General features: G+C 53.7%; 1 protein-coding gene. It reads left to right on the forward strand.

What is annotated here, in order from left to right:
- Positions 1-219 (forward strand): hypothetical protein (locus E5Z01_RS19860; protein ID WP_205750521.1); only part of this gene is annotated, 219 nt, incomplete at its 5' end.
- Between the last annotated feature and the right edge of the window lie 405 nt (positions 220-624).

Genomic DNA, 624 nt, shown 5'->3' on the forward strand with positions numbered 1-624 from the left:
TTGCGGAAACTCCACCGCAAATGTGGCCGTCAGACCGTTCCCTGGGCAGGAAGAGAAAGCCAATGTTGTACCCTTGACCTGAGCCGAGTCTCTACTCGAAATCGTCCAACTTTTGGGGCCAGCCCAGAAGTGGTCGCCGCCGATCCTAATGCCGCCAAAAATATCGGCGAGATTGCCATGGTCTTAAGCTGGCAGCGGCGCACCAAGCAGGGTGCCTGACCATGTCGATTATCCGGTGTCGGTCGCCACCAGCCCAGGTGGCGGGCCACGAACCAGGTCTGCACCTTCCTTGTGAGGGTACAACGGGGTCGGCAAATAGCCCCAACTCTTGAAGTCGATTGCCATTGCAGAGTCCCAACTTTTGAAGTCATGGAAAATTGCGAAAATGTCGAAAGTCCCAACTGCTGAAGTTGAGGAGAGGTCGAAAAAGTGCAAAGTCCCAACTCCTGAAGTCGAGTCGAAAATTCCGCCAGCAAAAAAGTCCCAACTCCTGAAGTTCAATGGTTCGTGCAGTTTTAGGCGGCTTTGAGGCCGAAATTTAGCGGACTGGACGGCAGATGTTCTAATTCTTCAAAGCGGGCCGAGAGATCCAACTTGGACAAAATCACTTGGGCCAGCAGGGCG

The sequence above is a fragment of the Deinococcus fonticola genome (genome assembly GCF_004634215.1).
GTDB lineage: Bacteria > Deinococcota > Deinococci > Deinococcales > Deinococcaceae > Deinococcus > Deinococcus fonticola.